At 73.8% G+C, this 19,619-nt stretch carries 6 protein-coding genes; 4 read left to right on the top strand and 2 right to left on the bottom strand.

Going from position 1 to position 19,619, the window contains the following annotated elements; translation table 11 throughout:
• Nucleotides 1-96: 96 nt before the first annotated feature.
• Nucleotides 97-9,264 (bottom strand): type I polyketide synthase, encoded by a 9,168-nt coding sequence (locus ACICHK_RS39000; protein ID WP_406840684.1) that lies wholly within the window; start codon nucleotides 9,262-9,264, stop codon nucleotides 97-99.
• A 155-nt stretch (nucleotides 9,265-9,419) separates the two neighbouring features.
• Between ACICHK_RS39000 and ACICHK_RS38995 the strand changes: the two genes are divergently transcribed.
• From ACICHK_RS38995 to ACICHK_RS38980, 4 genes are all read left to right on the top strand, one after another.
• Nucleotides 9,420-10,799 (top strand): glycosyltransferase, encoded by a 1,380-nt coding sequence (locus ACICHK_RS38995; protein WP_406840683.1) that lies wholly within the window; start codon nucleotides 9,420-9,422, stop codon nucleotides 10,797-10,799.
• Nucleotides 10,800-10,867: 68 nt separating this feature from the next.
• Nucleotides 10,868-11,926: a DegT/DnrJ/EryC1/StrS family aminotransferase gene (locus ACICHK_RS38990; protein WP_406840682.1), complete on the top strand. Its 1,059-nt coding sequence runs from the start codon at nucleotides 10,868-10,870 to the stop codon at nucleotides 11,924-11,926.
• A gap of 32 nt (nucleotides 11,927-11,958) precedes the next feature.
• Entirely contained in the window at nucleotides 11,959-13,137 is a 1,179-nt protein-coding gene (locus ACICHK_RS38985; RefSeq protein ID WP_406840681.1) for a cytochrome P450, read from the top strand.
• 17 nt (nucleotides 13,138-13,154) lie between these two features.
• On the top strand, nucleotides 13,155-13,349 hold the full coding sequence (locus ACICHK_RS38980; protein WP_406840680.1) for a ferredoxin: 195 nt from the start codon (nucleotides 13,155-13,157) through the stop codon (nucleotides 13,347-13,349).
• Nucleotides 13,350-13,613: 264 nt separating this feature from the next.
• Here the strand turns inward: ACICHK_RS38980 and ACICHK_RS38975 are convergent, their stop codons facing one another.
• Entirely contained in the window at nucleotides 13,614-19,586 is a 5,973-nt protein-coding gene (locus ACICHK_RS38975) for an SDR family NAD(P)-dependent oxidoreductase (RefSeq protein WP_406840679.1), read from the bottom strand.
• Nucleotides 19,587-19,619: the final 33 nt, after the last annotated feature.

Raw genomic sequence — 19,619 nt, 5'->3', positions numbered from 1 at the left:
CCGCCTCAGATACTCGACAACCTTGTCCTGCTGGCCGTGGTCATCCATCGCGGGTCCTCTTCTCCATCAACGAACGGGGGGCGGTGGCGGGCGGGTTCAGTTCTGGGAGACGCCCAGACCGCCGTCGATGATCGTGAACAGCTCGTCGACCGAAGCCGAGTTGATCGTGGCGGCGTCGATCTCGCCGCCGTGTCCGGCCGTGTCCGTCTCCGTCTGCCGCAGCCGTCGGCCGAGCTGCTCGAGCCGGTCGGCGAGCGCCGTGTGGTCGGCCGTGGAGCCGGCGGCCGCGACGGCCGCCTCCAGTCGGTCCAGCTGCTCCAGTGGTGTGCCGGTCCCGGCCGCCCCGGGCTCGGCCGAAGGCGTGAGTTCGTCCCGCAGGTACTCCGCGAGCGCCGACGGAGTCGGGTAGTCGAACAGGAGCGTCGACGGCAGTCTGCGGCCGGTGACCGTGTTGAGCCGGTTCCGCAGTTCGACGCCGGTGAGCGAGTCGAAGCCGAGCTGCCGGAACTCGCGGAACGGCTCGATCGCCGCCGGTGAGCCGTGGTCGAGGACGGCAGCGGCCTCGGTCCGTACGACGCCGAGCACCAGCCGGACGCGTTCGTCGGGAGTCGCGCCGGCGAGCCGCGATGTCAGTGTGGCGGTCTCCGCCGCCGCGGCGGAGGCGGCGGTGCGGCGGCCGGTGCCGGCGAGACCGCGCAGCACGGCCGGTACGTCACTCCTCGCGCGCAGTCTGGGCAGGTCCAGCCGCATCGGCACCAGCACCGGGGCGTCGACGGCCAGCGCGGCGTCGAACAGCGCCATGCCCTGCTCCGTCGACAGCGGGGCCATGCCGTCGCGGGCCATGCGCGCGAGGTCCGCCTCGGACAGCGCCGCGGTCATGCCGGTGCCCGGCGCCCACGCGCCCCAGGCCAGTGAGACGGCGGGCAGGTCCGCGGAGCGGCGGTGCGCCGCCAGTGCGTCGAGGAAGGCGTTCGCGGCGGCGTAGTTGGCCTGCCCGGCCCCGCCGACGATTCCCATGACCGAGGAGAACGTCACGAAGTCCGTGAGCCGCCTGTCCTTGGTCGCCTCGTGCAGGTTCCAGGCCGCGTCGGCCTTCGCCCGCAGCACGGTCGCCAGCCGCTGCGGCGTGAGCGAGCCGACCACGCCGTCGTCGAGCACACCCGCGGCGTGCACGACCGTCGTGAGGTCGGGGATGCTCGCGACCAGCTCGCGGGTGGCGGCGGCGTCCGCGACGTCGCAGGCGACCATGCGCACCTCGGCACCGCGTCGCGCCAGTTCCTCGCGCAGTCGCGCCGCACCGTCCGCCGCCGGTCCGCGGCGTGAGGCGAGCACCATCCGGGCCACGCCCCGCCCGGCCAGGTGCAGGGCGAGCTCGCTGCCGAGGCCGCCCGTGCCGCCGGTGACGAGGACCGTGCCGTCGGTGGCGGGTCCCGCCGGCATCGTGAGGGCGATCTTGCCGATGTGCTTGGCCTGGCTCATGTACCGGAACGCGTCGCGCGCGCGCCGCACGTCCCACGACCGCACCGGCAACGGTGCCAGTGCCCCGGCCTCGAACAGCTCGCCCAGTTCGGCGAGCATGCCGGCGACGCGGTCCGGTTCCACCGTCATCAGGTCGAACGGCAGGTACCGCACGCCGGGCAGATCGGCGGGGTCGCGCACGTCCGTCTTGCCCATCTCCGCGAACCGGCCGCCGTCGGCGAGCAGGCCCAGGGACGCGTCGACGAACTCCCCGGCCAGCGAGTTGAGCACGACGTCGATCCGCCGCTCGCCCAGCACCCTGCCGAACGCTTCGGCGAAGTCGAGCGTCCGGGAGGTGGCGATGTGGTCGTCCGCGACGCCGAGGGCGCGCAGCGTGTCCCACTTTCCCTCGCCGGCCGTGGCGAACACCTCGGCGCCCAGGTGCCGCGCCAGCTGGATCGCGGCCATGCCCACGCCTCCGGCACCGGCGTGGACGAGTACGCGCTCGCCACTGCGCAGGCCCGCCAGGTCGACGAGACCGTGGTACGCGGTGAGGAACACCAGGGGGACGGCTGCCGCCACCTCGTCCGGCCAGGCCGCCGGTACGGGCACGATCAACCGCTCGTCCACGACCGCCAGCGGGCCGAAGCCACCCGTGATCATGCCCATGACCCGGTCGCCGACTCGCACGCCCGTCACCTCGGGACCGACCGCCACGACCTCGCCCATGCCCTCGGCGCCGGGCGCGCCCGGGTCGCCGGGGTACATGCCCAGGACGTTGAGCACGTCCCGGAAGTTCACGCCCGCCGCGCGCACCCGCACGCGTACGTGCCGACCCGTCGGTTCGCGCTCCGCCTCGGGGTACGGGACGAGGGCGATGCCGTCGATGCTTCCCCGTCGCGGGACGTCCAGCCGCCACCCGCCGCCACCGGGCGGCAACAGGCCCGCGTCCGCGCCGAGGCGCGCCAGCCGGGCGGCGTGCACGACGCCGTCCCGCACCCAGCCCTGGGGTTCGCCGGACGCCAGCAACGCGCCGTACGCCGTCGAGGGGTCCTGGCCTTCCGGCAGGTCGAGCAGCAGGAAGCGGCCGGGGTTCTCGGTCTGCGCGGTCCGCACCAGGCCCCACACGGCGGCCGCGGCCGGGTCCTCGCCCGTCACCGCTCCGTGCGTCACGAAGAGCAGCGGTTCCGTGCTGTCGCCGGACAGCCACTCCTGCACGGCCTCGAGCGCCTCGGCCGCCGCCGTGTGCGCCGCCGCCGCGAGGTCTCCGGTGGCCGGCGCGAACTCCGTCACCGCGGCGGGCTCGACCGCCCCGGCTTCCGGGAGCGGCGTCCAGTCCAGTGCGAACAGCGAGTCGTAGGCGTGCGCGGTGCCGGGCGCGGCGGCCGCCCGCAGCGTCAGCGACTCGACGGCCGCGACCGGATCACCGAGCACGTCCGCGGCCGTGACGGACACGCCCGGGCCGTTCATGGTCAGACGGACCCTGAGTACGGCCGCGCCGCCGGCCGCCAGGGAGACGCCCTCCCACGCGAACGGCAGGGCCCCGGGTGCCACATCCGTCCCGCCGAGGAACGCCACCTGCACTGCGGCGTCGAGCAGGGCGGGGTGCAGACCGAAGGCACCAGCCTGGCCCGCCACCACGTCGGGCAGCGCGACCTCCGCGAACACCTCGGCGTCCCGCCGCCACACGGCACGCACGCCCCGGAAGGCCGGGCCGTAGGCGAGGCCCATCGCGGCCAGCCGCTCGTAGCGGTCGTCCAGCGGCACGGCCTGCGCGCCGGCCGGTGGCCACGCGTCCCGCGCGAACGCCGTGTCCACCGCGGGAGCGTCCGCCGTGAGGTGTCCGGTGGCGTGCAGCGTCCAGGTGCCGTCGGCCCACGACGACACCTTCACGGGGCGGCGGCCGTCCTCGTCCGCGCCGACCGCGACCTGCACGGGGACCGAGCCGTGCGCGGGCAGCACGAGCGGCACGGCCAGCGTCAGCTCGTCCAGTCGTCGGCAGCCGGCCTCGTCGCCGGCGCGCAGCACGAGCTCCACGAATCCCGTGCCCGGGAACAGGGTGCGGCCGCCGACCACGTGGTCCGCCAGCCAGGGGTGCGCGGTGGCGGACAGCCGGCCGGTGAGCAGCATGCCGTCGCCGTCCGCCAATCGGACGACCGCGCCGAGCAACGGGTGACCGGCCTGGTCGAGACCGGCGCCGACGACGTCGTCCGTCCCGCCGTCGTCCGGCCAGAACCGCTGATGGCGGAACGCGTAGGTGGGCAGGGCCACGGTGTGCGCCCCGGTGTCCGCGAGGAAGGCCGCCCAGTCCACCTCCGTGCCGCGCACGTGCAGCTCCGTCAGCGCGGTGACGGCCCGCTCCTCCTCGGGCCGGTCACGGCGCAGCACCGGGATCGCGCGCAGGTCGACGTCGCCGGCGGCATCGGGAACCAGTGCGCTGAGCGTGCCGTCCGGTCCGAGTTCGAGCACGGTGCGGACACCGGCGTCGGCCATCGCCCGGACGGCGTCCGCGAACAGCACCGGTTGCCGTACGTGCTGCGTCCAGTAGATTGCGCTGTCGGGCGTGTCGATCCGGCCGGTGAGTGCCGACACGAACGGGATGCGCGGTTCCTGGAACGTGCAGTCCTTCAGCGCCTCGCCGAACTCGGCCAGCATCGGGTCCATCAGCGGCGAGTGGTAGGCGTGGGAGACCGGCAGCGGCTTCGTGCGGCGGCCCAGCCGCGTGAAGGTGTCGCGGATCTCGGCCACCACCTCGCCGACACCGGCCACCACGACCGACATCGGCCCGTTCACGGCCGCGATGGACACTCCTTCCACCAGCAGCGGGCAGACCTCGGCCGTGGTCGCCTCGACGGCGAGCATCGCCCCGCCCTCGGGCAGGGCCTGCATCAGGCCGGACCGTGTGAGCACGAGCGTCGCCGCGTCGGCCAGCGACAGCACGCCGGCGACGTGCGCGGCGGCGATCTCACCGACCGAGTGGCCACCGACCACGTCCGGCTCGACGCCCCACGACTCCACGAGCCGGTACAGGGCGACCTCCAGCGCGAAGAGCGCGGGCTGCGTCCAACGGGTCCGGTCGAGTTCCGCCGCGTCCCGGCCCCACATGACGTCCCGGACCTCGGTGCCCAGTGCCGCGACGGCCTCGTCGTACGCCGTGGCGAACGCGGGGAACCGCTCGTACAGGCCGCGGCCCATGCCGAGGCGCTGCGAGCCCTGACCGGTGAACAGCATGCCCAGCTTGCCCTGGACGACCGAGCCCTGGACCGCGTCGGTCGGGTCTGCGAGCGTGGCCCGCAGGGTGTCGCCGTCCCGGCCGGTCACGGCGAGACGATGGGCGAAGTGCGTGCGGGTGCCGGCCAGGGACAGCGCCACGTCGGCCGCGCCGCCGGACGCGGTCGCGACCCGCGCCGCCTGTGCGCGCAGCGCCTCCGGTGTGGGGGCCGACACCACCCACGGAACCAGGACACCGTTCGTCCCGGGCGCGGGCTCCGGCTGGGCGACCTGCTCCAGGACGACGTGCGCGTTGGTGCCGGAGATGCCGAACGACGAGACCGCCGCGCGCCTCGGACGGCCGGTGTCGGGCCACGGCGCGGCCTCGGTGAGCAGCTCCACCGCACCCGCCGACCAGTCCACGTGCGACGACGGCTGTTCGACGTGCAGGGTCCGCGGCAGCCTCCCGTGCCGCATGGCCTGCACCATCTTGATGACACCCGCGATACCGGCGGCGGCCTGTGTGTGGCCGATGTTGGACTTCAGCGAGCCGAGCAGCAGCGGTGTCTCCCGGCCTTGGCCGTACGTCGCCAGCAGGGCCTGGGCCTCTATCGGGTCGCCGAGCCTCGTGCCGGTGCCGTGCGCCTCGACCGCGTCCACCTCGGACGGGCGCAGGCCCGCGTTCGCCAGCGCGGCACGGATCACCCGCTGCTGCGACGGCCCGTTCGGTGCGGTCAGGCCGTTGGAGGCTCCGTCCTGGTTGACGGCCGAGCCACGCACGACGGCGAGCACCCGGTGCCCGTTCGCACGGGCGGCGGACAGCCGCTCCAGGACCAGCACGCCGACGCCCTCGGACCAGCCGGTGCCGTCGGCGGCGTCGGAGAACGACTTGCACCGGCCGTCGGCGGCCAGGCCGCCCTGCCGCGTGAACTCCACGAAGTTGTCGGGCGTGGACATGATGGTCACGCCGCCCGCCAGCGCGAGCCCGCACTCCCCGGCGCGCAGTGCCTGTGCGGCCAGGTGCAGCGCCACCAGCGACGACGAGCACGCGGTGTCGACGGTCAGCGCCGGTCCCTCGAGGCCGAGCACGTACGCCGTCCGGCCCGACATGACGCTCGGCGTCGTACCGGTCATCACGAAGCCCCGGGCGTCCTCGCGCCGGCCGAGCAGCGACGCGTAGCTGCCGCCGAAGGTGCCCACGAACACACCGGTCCGGGTGCCGCGCAGGGAGGCCGGGTCCAGGCCGGCGTGCTCCAGCGCCTCCCAGGTGGTCTCCAGCAGCTGGCGCTGCTGGGGATCCATCGCTTTGGCCTCTCGCGGCGAGACACCGAAGAACTCGGCGTCGAAGCCCGCCGCGTCGGGGAGGAAGCCACCGGAGCGAGTGGCGACGGCGGGCGTGCCGTCGGTGCCCGGGGCGAACAGCGCGTCCAGGTCCCAGCCACGGTCGGCCGGGAAGTCGCCGACGACGCACCGCCCTTCGGCGGCGACCCGCCACAGGTCGTCGGGGCCGACGACGCCGCCCGGGAACCGGCACGCCATGCCGACGATCGCGATCGGCTCGTCGGCGGCGGCCCGGGGGGCAGCGGCTTCCTCGGTCTCGCCGGTGACGGAGGCGAGCAGGAAGTCGGTGAGCCGGTCGGGCGTCGGGTGGTCGTAGACGGCGGACGTGGGCAGCGCGATGCCCAGTGCGGCGACGAGCCGCTCACGGAGGTCGACGGCGGTGATCGAGTCGAAACCGAGGGCGCGGAACTCCCGGGACGCGTCGATCGCGGCCGGGTCCGTGTGCCCCAGTACGCCGGCGGCCTGCGTCCGGACGGCGTCGAGGAGCGCCGCGCGATCGAGCGCCGGGACGTCGGCGACGGGTTCCGGCCGGCGCACGGGCGCGGCCGTGGCACCGGGACCGGCCAGCCAGTACCGGCGGCGGTCGAACGCGTAGGTGGGCAGGGCGATCCGGCGGCCGCCCTCGTACAGACCGGACCAGTCCACCGTCACGCCCCGCACGAACGCCTCGGCGAGCGACGTGAACACGCGGTCCAGGCCGTCCTCGCCGCGGCGGAGCGTGCCCGTCACGACGGCCCGCACGCCGGCCGCTTCGACCGCCTCGGCGATACCGACACGGAGCACGGGGTGCGGGCTGCATTCGATGAAGGCGCGGTGCCCGCCGTCGAGCAGTGCGGCGATCGCGGGCCCGAAGTTCACCGTGTGACGCAGGTTCCGGTACCAGTAGCCGGCGTCCATCGTCGTGGTGTCCAGCCATTCGCCGCTCACCGTCGAGTAGAACGGCACCCGCGCGGTCCGGGGCCGGATCGGTGCGAGCAGGTCGAGCAGTTCCTGCCGGATCGCCTCGACCTGCGTCGTGTGCGAGGCGTAGTCGACGGCGATGCGCCGCACCCGCACACCGTCGGCGGTCAGCGCCTCGAAGAGCGTCTCCAGCACGGCGGGCGGACCGGCGACGACGACCGACGCCGGCCCGTTCACGGCCGCGATCTGCGCGGACCCGTCGGCGGGCAGCAACGGCTCGACGCGCTCCACCGGCAACGGCACCGACATCATGAGACCGTCACCCGCGATCCGCCGGGCGATGGCCCGGGAGCGCAGCGCGACCACCCGGGCACCGTCCTGCAGGGACAGCGCCCCGGCGACGACGGCGGCGGCGATCTCGCCCTGCGAGTGGCCGACGACCGCGTCCGGACGCACGCCCCGCGAACGCCACAGCGCCGCCAGGGACACCATCACCGCGAAGGACACCGGCTGCACCACGTCCACGCGGTCCAGGTCCGGCGCGCCCTCGGCCTGCCGCAGCACGTCCACCAGCGACCAGTCGGTGAACTCGGACAGCGCCGCCGCGCACTCGCCGATCCGGTCCGCGAACACCGGTGACTCGTCCAGCAGCCGCGCGCCCATGCCGGCCCACTGCGCGCCCTGACCGGGGAACACGAACACGGTCCCGCCCTCGACGTCCGCCACACCGGCGACGACGGCGGGCGTCACCTCGCCCCGGGCGAACCGCTCCAGCCCGTCACGATCGACGACCACCGCCCGGTGCTCGAACAGCGAACGCGAGGTCAGCAGCGAGTGCCCGAGATCCCGCGGATCGGCCTCCAGTCCGGCCAGGCCGGCGGCCTGGCCGCGTAACGCCGCCGCGGAGCGCGCCGACAGCACCAGCGGCAGCGCGGCCGGATACGGCGCGGTCCCCCGTTCCGCCGGGTCGGGTGCGGGCGGGGCCTCCTCCAGCAGGACATGGGCGTTGGAGCCGCTGAACCCGAAGGACGACACGCCGCACCGGCGCGGGGTGTCACCGCCCGGCCAGTCCCGTTTCCGGGTCAGCAGTTCGACGGCGCCGGACGACCAGTCCACGTGCGGCGTCGGTGGTTCGGCGCGCAGGGTGGCGGGCAGGACGCCGTGCCGCAGGGCCTCCACCATCTTCACCACGCCGAGCACGCCGGCCGCGGCCTGGGTGTGTCCCAGGTTGGATTTCAACGACCCCGTGTACAAGGGCCGGTCGCGGTCCTGTCCGTACGCGGCGATGAGCGCCCGGGCCTCGACCGGGTCGCCGAGCGGGGTGCCGGTGCCGTGTGCCTCCACCGCGTCCACCTCGGAGGGGAGCAGGCCCGCGTCGGCGAGGGCCGCGACGACGACCTCGCGCTGCGCCTCCTCGCTCGGCGCGGTGAGTCCTGCCGAGGCGCCGTCGGAGTTGATCGCCGAGCCCCGCACCACGGCCAGCACCTGATGTCCCTCGGCCCGTGCCGTCGACAGGCGCTCCACGAACAGCACGCCGACGCCCTCGCTCCACGCGGTGCCGTTCGCGTCCGCGCCGAAGGGTTTCGGCCGGGCGTCGGGCGACAGCGCGCGCTGCCGGCTGAACGCGACGAAGGCCGCCGGAGTCGGCATGACCGTGACGCCGCCGACGACGGCACGCGCGCACTCCCCGCTTCGTATCGACCGCACCGCGAGGTGCAGGGCGACCAGCGAGCCGGACGACGCCGTGTCCACGGTGAGCACGGGTCCGCGAAGCCCCAGTTCGTAGGCGATACGGCCGGAGGCGACGCTGCCCGCGGTGCCGGTGAGCAGGTGGCCCTCGGCACCGTGCGCGTTGGTCAGCCCCGGGCCGTACTCATGCGCCTCGGCGCCGACGAACACGCCGGTGGCGGTGCCTCGCAGCGTCGCGGGATCCACGCCCGCGCGCTCCAACGCCTCCCACACGGTCTCCAGCAGCAGCCTCTGCTGCGGGTGCATCGCCTCGGCCTCACGGGGTGAGATCCCGAAGAACGCGGCGTCGAACTCGGCGGCGCCGGCGAGGAACCCGCCCTCGCGCACGTAACTTCGTCCCGGTGCCGCCGGGTCGGGGTCGTACAGCGCGTCGAGGTCCCAGCCGCGGTCCGTCGGGAACGGTCCGAGGACGTCCTCGCCGTCGCACAGCAGGCGCCACAGCTCCTCCGGCGAGTCGATGCCGCCGGGAAGGCGGCAGGCGGTGCCGACGATCACCACCGGGTCGGTCGCTTCCGGGTTCTCGTTGCCGGCTTCGCTCATGACGCGGGACCACCTCAGACCGGTAGGTACGACAGGACTCAGCGGTGGAGCGTAGGCACGGCCCAACCCGTATTTCCCTACAGGTGCGGCACGGGTGCAGGGGGGCCTGCGCGGGGGCCCGCCGGTCTAGGGAATTCCGGCCGTCGACGGTGGGATAAACGGGACCTCGGGGGCGCATGCCGGTCCCGTCCGTGGACAATCCCGCCCGAAAGGTGTCCCGCATGTCATCCAGCTCGCGGCCGGTCCTGTTCGTCAGCCTCCCGGAGAGCGGCCTGTTCAACCCGGTCCGGACGATCGCGGGCGAGTTCGCACGGCGCGGCGTCCAGGACCTGTGGTTCGCCACCGACGAGGAACGCCGGGACGACGTCGAGGAGCTGGCCGACGCGTCGGCGGTACGTTTCGCCTCACTCGGCGACGTGGTGCCGGAGCTGTCGGCCCTGACGTGGGACGAGGACGTCTACGCCAAGGTGACGGGCCCGAAGCGGTTCGCCGCGCACGCCGCCGTGATCCGCCACACCTACGACCCCGCGCTGCACGTCGACAAGTACCGGCGGCTCCTGGAGATCGTCGAGAAGATCGAGCCCGCGCTGATGGTCATCGAGAGCCTCACCGCGTACGCCATCGACATCGCGATCACCCGCGGGATCCCGTACGTGCTCGTCTCGCCCTTCCTGCCGAGCAACTACGTGACCGCGTACACCCCCTTCACCAAGGCCTACACCGGCCCCGACTTCCCCGTGCCGCACTCGGGCCTGTCCGCGCGCATGACGCTGCGGCAGCGGATCGAGAACCGGCTCTTCCGTGTGCGCACCCTGGGGATCTTCCTGCGCCCGTCCATGGCGCGGGTCCTCCGGCGGGACAGGCGGACCCGCCAGCAGCTGGGCATCGCCCCGGAGGCGCGGCGCTTCCTGGCCAGGATCGAACGCGCCGAACTGGTCGTGAACGGGTCACTGGCCGAGCTGGACTACCCCTTCCGGGCGCCGGACAACATGAGGATGGTGGGCGCGCTGATCCCGCCGCTGCCCGAGGCACCCGAGGACGAGGACGTCAGCGGGTGGCTCGCCGAGCACGACTCCGTGGTCTTCGTCGGCCTGGGCACCACCACCCGCCTGACCTCCGAACAGGTGCGTGAGGTGCTCACGGTGGCACGGCGGCTGGGCGACGACCACCACATCCTGTGGAAGCTGCCCGTCGAGCAGCAGCGTCTGCTGCCCGACGGGCCGCTGCCCGGGAACGTGCGCGTCGAGAGCTGGGTGCCCTCCCAGCTCGACGTGCTCGCCCATCCGAACGTGAAGGCGTTCCTGACCCACGGCGGTGGCAACGGCTTCCACGAGGGCCTCTACTTCGGCAAGCCCATGGTCGTCCGCCCCCTGTGGGTGGACTGCCACGACCAGGCGGTGCGCGGCGAGGACTTCGGCGTCAGCCTGACCGTCGATCCGCACCGCGGCAGCGGTGACGACATCCTCCGCGCGCTCCGACGGGTACTGGACGAGCCGTCGTTCAGCGAGCGCGCCCAGCACTTCGGCGAGCTGCTGCGCGCCGCCGGCGGCGCGGACGCCGCCGCCGATCTGGTGCTTGCCCTGCCCGCCCTGGCTCCCTGACCGCCGCGAAGCGCCACCCCCGAGCGATCCCCTTTCGGCGCCGGCACCACTCAACGAACGAGGACCCCATGGGATTCAAGTACTCGGTCTCCAGGCCCAGCATGAAGGGGCGCGAACTGGAGTACGTCACCGACGCGGTCACCAGCGGATGGATCTCCGCGCAGGGACCCTACATTCCACGATTCGAGCAGGCGTTCGCCCGGTACAACGGGGTCGGACACGCCGTCGCCTGTTCGTCGGGCACCACGGCACTGACCGTGGCGCTGCGGGCGCTGGGCATCGGGCCGGGCGACGAGGTGCTGGTCCCGGAGTTCACCATGGTCGCGACGGCCTGGGCGGTGTCGTACACGGGTGCCACACCCGTGTTCGTGGACTGCGGCGACGACCTGAACATCGACGTCACGCTGATCGAGGACAAGATCACCCCGCGGACCAGGGCCGTCATGCCGGTGCACGTCTACGGCAGACGGTGCGACATGGACGCGATCATGAAGATCGCCTACGAGTACAACCTCCGGGTGGTCGAGGACTCCGCCGAGGCGCACGGCATCCGCCCGGTCGGGGACATCGCGTGCTTCTCGCTGTTCGCGAACAAGATCATTTCCTCGGGCGAGGGCGGGGTGTGCGTCACCGACGACCCCCGTCTGGCCGCCCAGATGGAGCACTTGCGGGGCATGGCGTTCAGCAGGGAGCACGACTTCCTGCACAAGAAGCTCGCCTACAACTTCCGGATGACCAATCTGCAGGCCGCCGTGGCCCTGGCGCAGACCGAGCGGATCGACGAGATCCTCGCGGCACGGGCGCGCATCGAAGCGCACTACGACCGCGGGCTCTTGGGCGTCGACGGCATCACGCTGATGCCGTCACGGCAGGTGCTGTGGATGTACGACGTGCTGGCCCAGGACCGCGACGGGCTCATGGAGTTCCTCACGGACAACGGCATCGAGACCCGCTACTTCTTCCAGCCGATGAGCAGGCAGCCGATGTACCGCGACCCGGTGTGGCCTTCGCTCAGGGCCACCCGGTTCGCGCGGGAGGGCCTCTACCTGCCGACCTACACCGATCTGAGCCCCGAGGACCAGGACTTCATCGTCGGCCGGGTCCGCAAGTTCTACGGTGCCGGCTGACCGGCGCCCCGATCCCGATGGGACGTGCACCCATGACGCTTTCCGAACCCGCGGCGACCCCGTTCCCGGTACGGTCGCCCGGCGAGCCCTTCCCGCCGCGCCAGTACGCCGGCTTCCGCGAACAGCCCGGTCTGATCCGCTCGACGCTGCCGACGGGCGGCCCGGTGTGGCTGGTGTCGCGGTACGAGGACGTGCGCACCGTGCTGACCGACCGCCGGATCAGCTCCGATCCCGCGCGCGAGGGCTTCCCCAACGTCGCCAGGACCGGCGGCGTACCGACGCAGGATCAGATTCCCGGCTGGTTCGTCGGCATCGACCCTCCGGAGCACGACAGGTTCCGCAAGGCGCTGATCCCCGAATTCAGCGTACGGCGCATCCGGCAGTGGCGGCCCCTCATCCAGGAGACCGTGGACCGCTGCGTCGACCACCTGCTCTCCCTCGGCGGTTCCGCCGATCTGGTCGCCGAGTTCGCGCTGCCGGTGCCCTCACTGGTGATCTCGACGATGCTGGGCGTGCCGTTCGTGGACCGGGAGTTCTTCGAGTCGCGCACCAAAACGCTGGTGAACCTGAAGACCACCACCGAGGACGAGCGGGGCGTGGCCGTCCAGGAGCTGCTGCGGTACATCGGAAGGCTCATCAAGGTCAAGCGGAAGCGGGCCGGCGACGACCTGATCTCCCGGCTTCTGGAGTCCGCGGTCCTGTCCCCGGAAGAGCTGACCGGGGTCGTCATGCTGCTGCTGATCGCCGGGCACGAGACCACCGCGAACAACATCGCGCTCGGCGTGGTGACCCTGTTGTCGAACCCGCAGTGGATCGGCGACGACCGCGCGGTGGACGAACTGCTGCGCTACCACTCGGTCGCGGACCTGGTCGCGCTGCGCGTGGCGGTCGAGGACGTGGAGATCGGCGGGCAGGTCGTCAGGGCCGGGGAGGGCATCATCCCGCTCATCGCCGGCGCCAACCACGACCTGGACAGCTTCGACCGGCCCGACGAGTTCGATCCGGGCCGGGCCGCCCGCCACCACGTCGCGTTCGGCTACGGGGTGCACCAGTGCCTCGGACAGAACCTGGTGCGTGCCGAGATGGAGATCGTCTACCGGACGCTGTTCCGCCGGGTGCCGACGCTCGCGGTCGACGCCGACGTCACCGCCCTGCCGTTCAAGTACGACGGCACCCTGTTCGGCCTGCACGAGTTGCCCGTCCGTTGGTGAACCAGAGGAGCGAAGTCATGAAGATCCATGTGGACAGGAGCCGGTGCGTCGGCGCGGGCCAGTGCGCGCTGACGGCGCCGGCGCTGTTCGACCAGGGCGACGACGACGGTCTGGTGGAGGTGCTCGACGCCGAGCCGGACGACACGCAGGCCGCCGCCGCGGCGATGGCGGCGCGGGTGTGCCCGTCCGGCACGATCACTCTGAGCCGCTAGGCCCTGTCGTCAAATTGCCGTCGTCGCCCGAAGGGCGGCCCTGCGGCGTCCGGCGCGTGCTCTCGGCGTGCCGGGCGGAAGTCCTCGTACTGGACGTACTTGGGCTTTCGCCCGGTGCGGCGAGAGTGCGTGCCGGGCGTCGCGGGGCAGGCGGGAATTTGACGACAGGGCCTAGGCCCTGTCCGACGATTCCCGTCTGCCCCACCGCACAGCGTGCGCCCGCTTCCTGCTCGCGGGCGCACGCTGTCTTTGTGTCGTTGTCCGTCACAGCGTGGCCAGCCACTCCTTCATGACGGCCGCCGTGACGTGGGAGTCCCGCTGCGCCAGCGAGAAGTGGTCGGCGTCGATGGTGCGGACCGTCCCCGCGGGGACGAGCAGCTCCTGCTGCCCGTGCTCCACCCGTGTGTCGGGATCACCGAGCAGGGGCACGCTGCACCGCACCAGCAGCGTCGGCGCGGTGGTCGGCGGAACGTCCAGGGCGGACATGCGGTTGAGGTAGTGGGCCATGGCCGACAGCCGGTTGCTGTCCACCGTCACGGTGGCCGAGTCCGTCTCGCCCATGAACCTCCTGGCCAGCTGCCGGTAGTCCACGCTGTCCCCGTGCTCGTGCCGCAGGCTGAGCGTGTCGAGCATGATCACGCCGTCGGTGCACACCCCCCACATGCTCTCCAGCAGCCCGGCCACCGCCAGGGCCAGCGCACCGCCCGACGAGTGGCCGACCAGCACGAACGGGTCCCCGTCGCTGGCGTGCAGCACGCTTTCCGCGGCGGCCCGTGTGATGGCCCGGGCCGAGCCGGGCAGGCTCTCTCCGGCCGCGAACCCGGCCAGCGGCAACGCCTGCACACCACGGTCGCCGCGGAAGTGGGCGGCGAGACGGGCGTACTGGTGCGCGCCGCCGACGGACACGGGTGAGCTGATGCAGATCAGCCGTGGCTCGGTCGGCCCGTCCGCGAGGGTGACGGGCCGGGGCAGCTCCTCCAGTTCGGCCGGCGCCTCGAACAGCGGGCGGGTGAGGGCGACGGCCTTGAGCAGCTCCCAGCCCTCGTCGACCTTGCCCGCCCGGACCGCGTCGAAGTACAGCGTGCCGACGGTGTCGTCGGACCGCCCCGACGCGGCCGCCGGGGCCGGCCCGATGTGGTCGGCGAGCCGGCCGCGCAGCCACCGGGCCAGCTCGGCGGGTGTCTTGTGGTCGAGCACGACCGTGCTGGGCAGCCGGAGACCGACCGTGCCGGCGAGCCGGTTGCGCAGCTCCACCGACATCAGCGAGTCGAAGCCGGCCTCCAGGAAGTCACGCTCCGGGTCCATGCCGCTCGCGTCGGCGTGGCCGAGCACGGCCGCCGCGTAGCCGACGACCAACTCACTCAGCACCGTGTGCTGGTCGGCGGCGGAGAGGCCGCTCAGCCGCTCGCGCAGCGTCGCCGTGGACACCTCGGACGCGTCCGCGGCGGCCCGGCGGCGCGGTGCCCGCAGCAGGCCGCGCAGGATCGGGTGCGTGGCCGGTCCGCCCTTCGCACCGGGCTTCACCGCCAGCGGCACGAGGAGCGCCTCGTCGGTGGCGGACGCGGCGTCGAACAGGGCCATGCCCTGTGCCACGGTGAGCGGCATCGAACCCGAGTTCGCCATCCGCCGCATCTCGGCCTGCGACAGCGCTCCCGTCATGCCGGCGTCCTGTGCCCACGCGCCCCACGCCAACGACAGCGCGGGACGCCCGGCTGCCCGGCGCCGGGCAGCGATGGCGTCCAGAGCGGCGTTGGCGGCCGCGTAGTTGCCCTGCCCGGCACCACCCATCACGCCCGAGAGGGAGGAGTACAACACGAACACGTCCACGTCGCCGACGAGTTCGTCGAGGTGCTGTGCCGCGTCCACCTTCGGCCGCAGCACGGCCGCCAGCCGGTCCGGCGTCAGCGTGCCGATCACGCCGTCGTCCAGCACGCCCGCCGTGTGCACGACCGCCCGGACCGGGTGCTCGGCCAGGAGGGCGGCCACCGCGTCACGGTCGGACATGTCACACGCCACCAGCGTGACGTCGGCGCCCTGTTCGGTGAGCTCGGCCGCCAGTTCCCGCGCACCCGGGGCCTTCGGGCCGCGTCGGCCGACCAACAGCAGCTTGCGCACGTCCCGTTCCGCGACGAGGTGCCGGGCCAGCGCGCTCCCGAGACCGCCGGTGCCACCGGTGATGAGGACCGTGCCGTCCGGGTCCCACGCCCGGGGCTCCGGCGCGCTGCCGAACCTCGCCAGCCGGGCGACGGCGGCCACCCCGTCCGTGAGGACGGCCTGTGTCTCGTCCTCCTCCAGCAGGCCGGGCGCCGCCGCGACGAGCAGCCGGGACGCTTCCGTGTCGTCGACGTCGAGCAGCAGGAACCGGCCGGGGTTCTCCGCCTGGGCCGCCCGCACGAGACCCCAGGCACCGGCCGCGGGCACGTCCGCACCGGTCACCGCACCGGAGGTGACCAGCACGAGCGGCACGTCGTCGGCGCGCTCGTCGGCCAGCCAGGACGTGAGCAGGTCGAGCGCCGAGGCGGTGGCGTCCTGCACCGAATCGCCCGTGACGGGCGCGACCACGAGGTCGGGCCGCGTGGCCAGCACCGCGTCGGCGGTGCCGCCGTGGCCGAGGACGTCACAGCCCCCGCGCGCCAGCGCGGCACCGAGGCCGAAGGTGTCGGCGCCGAGCACCGCCCATCGCCTCCCCGGCACCGGAGCGACGTCGACCGGCGTCCAGTCGAGGCGGAACAGCCAGTCGGACTCCGGCCGCACCGGCCCGGCGGCGACGGGCTCGCGCAGCGCCAGCGACGCCACCGACACCACGGGACGGCCGGCCGCGTCGACCGCCCTGATGGAGACGGCGTCGCCGCCGAGCGAGCTGATCGCCACGCGCAGCAGCGTCGGTCCGGAGGCGTGCAGCGAGGCGTCCTCCCACGAGAACGGCGCCAGCACACGGCCGGCGGCTCCGGGCAGGAACGCCACCGCCTGCACCGCCGAGTCCAGCAGTGCCGGGTGCACGCCGAAGTCCGCGGCGTCCCCGGCCGAATGCGGCAGCGCCACCTCGGCGTACACGGTGTCGCCGGCCCGCCGGACCTCGCGCAGGCACTGGAACGCCGGGCCGTAGCCGGATCCGTCGTAGTGCGCGCCGATGTCGACGGGTTCGGCGTCACGCGGCGGCCACTCCAGGGTCGCGCCGGTCGCGCCGCGGGTCGTGAGCGTGCCGGTGGCATGGGGCAGCCAGGCGGCGCCGGCGGTGTCCCGGCGGGAGAACACTCCTACGCGGCGGCGTCCTCGCCCGTCGTCGGCGGCGACCCGCACCTGTACCGCGACCGAGCCGGTCCCGGGCAGGCCGAGCGGGGCCGCGACGGTCAGTTCCTCGACGGTGTCGCAGCCGACCTCGTCGGCCGCGCGGAACGCCAGCTCCGCGAAAGCGGTGGCCGGGAGCGCGACGGCGCCGGCCACGACGTGGTCCGCGAGCCACGGGTGCGTGCGCAGCGACAGCCGTCCGGTCAGCACGGTGTCGCCGTCGGCCAGTTCGACGGCCGCGCCGAGCAGCGGGTGCGCCACCGGACCGAGACCCGCCCCTGTGACGTCGGCCGCGGCGGAGCGGGCCTGGGGCCAGTAGCGGACGTTCTGGAAGGGGTAGGTCGGCAGATCCGCCGGCCGCGCCGGCGGCAGCACCGTACGCAGATCGACGGCGACGCCGCGGGTGTGCAGGGTGGCGAGCGCGGTGACGGCCGTCTCCTCCTCGGGACGGTCCGGCCGCAGCATCGGCACCGTGGCGGCGGTGTCGACCGTCGCCGCGATCATCGCGGACAGTGTGCCGTCGGGCCCCAGTTCCATGAACGTGGTCACACCGTCCTCGGCCATGGTGGTGACGGTCTCCATGAACCGGACCGGTTCGCGGACGTGCCGCACCCAGTAGGCGGGGTCGGTCGGGGCGCCGGACACCAGGCCGATCGTCGGCCGCGCGAACGTGAGGTCGGCGACGGCGGCGGCGAAGCCGTCGAGCATCGGGTCCATCAGCGCCGAGTGGAACGCGTGCGACACCGGCAGCCGCCTGTGCTTCCAGCCCCTTTCGGCCGCCACCGCGGCGACCCGCTCCACCGCTTCCGTCCCGCCCGCGACGACGGTCGCCGCCGGTCCGTTCACCGCCGCGACGGACGCCCCCTCGCCGAGCACGGCGGCCACGTCGGCCTCCGCCGCCGAGACGGCGAGCATCGCGCCGCCCTCCGGCAGCGCGCCCATCAGTTCCGCCCGCGCGGTCACGAGGCGGCAGGCGTCGGACAGCGACAACACACCCGCGACGTGCGCGGCGGTGATCTCCCCCAGCGAGTGCCCGCCCACGGCGTCGGGCCGGACGCCCCACGACTCCACCAGCCGGTAGAGCGCCACCTCCAGCGCGAACAGCGCCGGCTGCGACCAGCGGGTGCGGCCGAGCGCCTCGGCGTCCCCGCCCCACATCACGTCGCGGACCTCGGTGCCCAGCTCCGTGACGACGGCGTCGAACGCCTCGGCGAAGACCGGGAAACGCTCGTACAGCTCGCGGCCCATGCCCAGGCGCTGCGAGCCCTGGCCGGTGAAGACGATCCCGAGCCGTCCGCGCCGCACCGTGCCGGCCACGACGCCCCGCGCCGCGTTGTCGGCGGCCCACGCGGAGAGCGCGTCGGCCAGGTCGCGCCGCGTGCGGCCGGTCGCCACCACGCGGTGCTCGAACCGACTCCGTGCGGCGAGGGCCGCCGCGACGTCCGCGGCGCACCGGTCCGGCTCCCGCCGGACGCGCTCCACCAACGCGGTGACCTGGTCACGGAGCGCGGCGGCGGTCTTCGCCGACAGCGCCCACGGAATCACCGATGTCTCCGGCGCGCTCTCCGCGGGGTCCTGCGGGGGCGCCTGCTCCAGGACCGTGTGCGCGTTGGTGCCGCTCACGCCGAACGACGACACGCCGGCTCGGCGCGGGCGTCCGGTCTCCGGCCACGGCGTGGCGACCGTCGCCAGCTCGACCGCGCCCTGCGTCCAGTCCACGTGGGACGAGGGCGCGTCCACGTGCAGGGTCCGAGGGACGACGCCGTGCCGCATCGCCATGACCATCTTGATGACACCCGCCGCGCCGGCCGCGGCCTGCGTGTGGCCGATGTTGGACTTCACGGAGCCGAGCAGCACCGGCCGCTCGCGGTCCTGGCCGTAGGTGGCGAGCAGGCTCTGCGCCTCGATCGGGTCGCCGAGCCTGGTACCGGTCCCGTGCGCCTCGACCACGTCGACATCGCCGGCGGTCAGGCCGGCGCCGGCCAGCGCCTGCTGGATGACCCGCTGCTGGGACGGCCCGTTGGGGGCGGTGAAGCCGTTGGAGGCGCCGTCCTGGTTGACGGCGGAGCCGCGCACCACCGCCCAGACGGGGTGGCCCAGCCGCTGGGCGTCGGACAGCTTCTCCACCACGAACATGCCGACGCCCTCGGACCAGCCGGTGCCGTCCGCGGCGTCCGCGAACGCCTTGCACCGTCCGTCCGACGCGAGCGCGCCCTGGCGGGTGAAGCCGGCGAACCGGAGCGCGGTCGACATCACGGTGACGCCGCCGGCCAGCGCGAGGTCGCATTCCCCGGCCCGTAGGGCCTGCGCCGCCAGGTGCAGTGCCACCAGCGACGACGAGCAGGCGGTGTCCACGGTGACCGCGGGCCCCTCGAGGCCGAACGTGTAGGAGAGGCGGCCCGCGATCGCGCTCGCCGCGATGCCCGTGCCGGCGTGCCCCTCCGCGTCCTCGACGGAGTCCAGCACCAGTGAGGCGTAGTCCTGCCCGTCGGTGCCGGCGAACACCGCGGTGCGGCTGCCGCGCAGCGACGCCGGGTCGATGCCGGCCCGCTCGAACGCCTCCCACGACGTCTGCAGCAGCAGCCGCTGCTGCGGGTCGAGCACCACGGCCTCACGCGGCGAGATGCCGAAGAAGGCCGCGTCGAATCCGGCGACGTCGTGCAGGAAGCCGCCGCGCAGCGTGGCGCTGTGGCCCGGGCCCCCGCCCGAGAGCAGGTCCAGGTCCCAGCCGCGGTCGGCCGGGAAGGGCACGATCCCCTCGCGGCCGTCGGCGACCAGCTCCCACAGCTGCTCGGGGGTGGTGACGCCGCCGGGGAACCGGCAGGCCATGCCCACGATCGCGACGGGCTCGTGGTGGCCGGACTCGGCCTCTTCCAGCCGGCGCCGGGTCCGGTGCAGATCGGCCGTCACCCATTTCAGGTACTCGACCAGCTTGGTGTCGTCCGCCATCGCAAATGGCTGCCTTTCGGTGCGTGATGTGGG

The sequence above is a fragment of the Streptomyces sp. AHU1 genome (genome assembly GCF_045343905.1).
Lineage (GTDB): Bacteria > Actinomycetota > Actinomycetes > Streptomycetales > Streptomycetaceae > Streptomyces > Streptomyces triticiradicis.
The sequence above is the reverse complement of the archived record's forward strand: the minus strand, read 5'-3'. Positions and strand labels throughout refer to the sequence as shown.